Origin of the sequence: Dysgonomonas sp. Shenzhen-Wh21, from assembly GCF_043392705.1 — a bacterium.
Classification (GTDB): domain Bacteria; phylum Bacteroidota; class Bacteroidia; order Bacteroidales; family Dysgonomonadaceae; genus Dysgonomonas.
This window is the reverse complement of sequence record NZ_JAIXHZ010000028.1, coordinates 1-3,343: the sequence shown is the minus strand read 5'-3', so window position 1 is coordinate 3,343 and position 3,343 is coordinate 1. Positions and strand designations below refer to the sequence as shown.

The following is a 3,343-nucleotide window of genomic DNA, read 5'->3' as shown; positions in this document are numbered from 1 at the left end:
TATACATTAAGTGAGAAAATGAAGGTTTATCCTGAATATAACTCAGCTCTCATTTGGCTGACGAATGAGGAGCAAAGTCGATATAATGTAAAAAAAGGTGATACTGAGGGTTTTGCGAATTTACCGTTGAATATAAAAGGAATTATTTTTTCAGTTTTTATTCGTGAAGACAATGATTTTATAAAAATTTCGTTTCGTTCACAAGGAGACTTTCCTAGTAATCAATTTGCTTCTAAATGTTTTAACGGTGGTGGTCACCTGAATGCAGCGGGAGGAGAGTTTTACGGAACAATGGATGAGGCTATCGCAATATTTGAAAAGGCCTTACCCGAATTTGGTGACTTATTGAAAAAGAATAATATACTTACTAAATAACATAAATATAAATGAAAAAAATCATTGGTGTTATATTTGCTTTTATCGGATTTGCTATCATATTTGTTGCATGTGGAAGCGAGACTTATGCCGATAAGTTAAAGAAAGAAGAGAAAACAATCAATCGCTTTATCGATACATCGGGTATAAAGGTGATTAATAAATATCCCGAAACCAGAGTTTTTAAAGATAAAGAATATTTCAAAGACCCTAATACCGGTATTTACATTCATGTGATTGATTCGGGAACAAAAGACAAGATCAAATTAGGCGACTATGTGACCATGCGATTTTATGATACAAAAATGCTGCAAACAAACCCGGATACTTTAATTACGAATGATATTCAAGGGGTTACTGAATTTGCATATATGTACATGGATTATGGAAATACCAGTTCATACTTATTTAGTAACACCAACTATATCTATAGCTTGTCTAGTGAATATTATATGTACTATTTCCTTTCACCGGGATGTGCTTTACCTCTAAGTTATAATTTGGGAAATCAGGCACAGGTAAGTTTAATTGTTCCTTTTTCAAATGGATCTTATTATCAGCAATCAGGATCGTACGAGCCGATATATTTTGGACGTCTGAAATATACAATTGTACCTGATGCCAAATAAGTCTTAGACAGTTACTACATTAATATAATAAAAATGACCTTAATTAAATCTATTTCAGGAATTAGAGGAACCATTGGCGGTAGAGTCGGCGATGGATTGAACCCTTTAGATACTGTGAAATTTGTATCAGCCTATGCAACTTTCATTAGAGAAAGTAAGAATAATGATTCAAACAAAATAGTTGTTGGACGCGATGCCCGTATGTCTGGTAAGATGATGGAACAGATTGTTACCGGTACTCTTATGGGGATGGGTTTTGATGTTGTAAATATTGGTTTGGCCACAACACCTACTACCGAGTTGGCCGTAACAATGGAAAAAGCATGTGGTGGAATTATACTCACAGCAAGCCATAACCCAAAACAATGGAATGCATTGAAGCTTCTGAATGAAAAAGGAGAATTCTTAAATGCAAAAGAAGGAGAAGAAGTTCTTCGTATAGCTGAGGCCGAAGATTTTGATTATGCACATATAGATCATGTTGGTACGCTTTCAGAAAGAGACTATACAGATAAACATATACAGGCGGTTTTAGATTTAGAGCTTGTAGACGTAGATGCCATTAAAGCAGCAGACTTTGAAGTAGCTATCGATTGTGTAAACTCTGTGGGCGGAATTGTGCTGCCTAAACTATTAAAAGCTTTGGGAGTAAATAGAGTCAATGAGCTTTATTGCACACCGAATGGTGATTTCCCGCATAATCCTGAGCCTCTGCCAGAGCATCTCAAAGATATATTTACAATGGTAAAGACCACACCTTCTGATGTGGGCTTTGTTGTAGATCCGGATGTAGACCGTTTAGCTATTGTATGTGAGAATGGAGAGTTTTTTGGAGAAGAATACACGCTGGTTGCCGTTGCAGACTATGTGTTGAAACATACTCCGGGAAATACTGTATCCAATCTGAGCTCTAGCCGTGCTTTGCGTGATGTAACCCGTAAGTACGGTTGTGAATATAATGCTTCTGCAGTAGGAGAGGTGAATGTAACTACGCTGATGAAGGCTACCAATGCCGTGATCGGAGGAGAAGGAAATGGTGGTGTTATCTATCCTGCAAGCCACTATGGACGTGACTCTTTGGTAGGTGTTGCATTGTTCCTTTCCCATTTGGCACACGAGAAGAAAAAAGTAAGTGAAATACGTGCATCATATCCCGAATATTTTATTGCGAAACAGAAGGTACAGTTAACACCAAGTATCGATGTCGATGCTATACTGAAAGCTGTTAAAGAAAAATATGTTCAATATGATGTAACAGATATAGATGGTGTGAAAATAGATTTCCCAGACAAATGGGTGCACCTTCGCAAGTCGAATACCGAACCTATTATCCGGGTGTATTCTGAAGCTCATTCGATGAAAGAGGCAGAAGATATCGGAGCTGAGGTAATGGCTGTTATAATGCAACTTGCAAAATAAAAATAGAATAAATAAAGAATAGCAGTTTTGTAAAAAGCTGCTATTTTTTTACCTTTATATTTAGGAATAAAAAATTATCATATATAAAGGATTAATATAGATATGAAAGAATTAACATTCAAAGGCTTTACTCCAAATACTTTTCGGTTTCTCAAAGACCTGAAAGAGAACAACTATAAAGAATGGTTTGATGAGAATAAACATGTATATGAGAAAGAGCTGTTGAATCCATTAAAGGCATTGGTTACAGCTTTGTCTCCTGCAATGCATAATATCGATCAGTCTTTTGAATTGCGCCCCCACCGATGCCTATCGAGGATATATAGAGATACACGTTTTTCGAAGAATAAAGATCCCTATAAAGATTTTATGTGGATGGCTTTTCAGATCCCCGTAACAAACGATATATGGAAAGATTATCCGGGATACTTTATGGAGATATCGGCTACCGGATATACGCTTGGCTTAGGGCTATTTCAGCCAAAGAAAAAAGTAATGGATGCTTTCCGAGACGAGGTTACTTATGATGCTGAGGAATTTCAGCGAGTAACTCAAGCTTCTGTATTAGATCGGGGGTATGTAATAAATGGCGAGGAATATAAACGTCCTATCCCTAACGATTTGCCGGAGTACTTCCAAACATGGATACAACGCAAAGGGATATGGGTAAGTAAGACAAAACCTGTAGGAGAGGAGTTGTTTTCTCCTGATTTTGCCAATTTGATAAAAGACGATTTTCTTGCTATGGAATGGTTATACAACTTTATGAAGGAAGCCACTCAGATATAATCTAATAATAGGTAATTATAGTTATAAATCTAACAAATATAAATCAATATCAATGAATAAAATTAGAGCAGCTATTGTAGGTTACGGACAATACCGGCCACCTCAAAATCGGGTGAAGCAATAATTGCATC

The 3,343-nt window shown here is 36.5% G+C and carries 4 protein-coding genes; all 4 read left to right on the top strand.

All coding sequences use genetic code 11. The features are described 5' to 3' along the window. The coding region (locus LDB17_RS01105) for a bifunctional oligoribonuclease/PAP phosphatase NrnA (protein WP_393924838.1) at positions 1-375 on the top strand (375 nt) is incomplete at its 5' end. A gap of 11 nt (positions 376-386) precedes the next feature. After that, a complete protein-coding gene (locus tag LDB17_RS01100; protein ID WP_252639099.1) occupies positions 387-1,004 on the top strand; it encodes a DUF4827 family protein in 618 nt (205 codons plus the stop codon). A 33-nt stretch (positions 1,005-1,037) separates the two neighbouring features. Then, on the top strand, positions 1,038-2,423 hold the full coding sequence (glmM, locus tag LDB17_RS01095) for a phosphoglucosamine mutase (RefSeq protein ID WP_252639100.1): 1,386 nt from the start codon (positions 1,038-1,040) through the stop codon (positions 2,421-2,423). A 102-nt stretch (positions 2,424-2,525) separates the two neighbouring features. After that, a complete protein-coding gene (locus LDB17_RS01090; RefSeq protein ID WP_252639101.1) occupies positions 2,526-3,212 on the top strand; it encodes a DUF2461 domain-containing protein in 687 nt (228 codons plus the stop codon). The last annotated feature ends 131 nt before the right edge of the window (positions 3,213-3,343 follow it).

Excerpts from the sequence above, each read along its gene's own strand:
- LDB17_RS01090 (WP_252639101.1), top strand. The coding sequence starts at position 2,526 with ATGAAAGAATTAACATTCAAAGGCTTTACTCCAAATACTTTTCGGTTT.
- LDB17_RS01100 (WP_252639099.1), top strand. The coding sequence starts at position 387 with ATGAAAAAAATCATTGGTGTTATATTTGCTTTTATCGGATTTGCTATC.
- glmM (WP_252639100.1), top strand. The coding sequence starts at position 1,038 with ATGACCTTAATTAAATCTATTTCAGGAATTAGAGGAACCATTGGCGGT.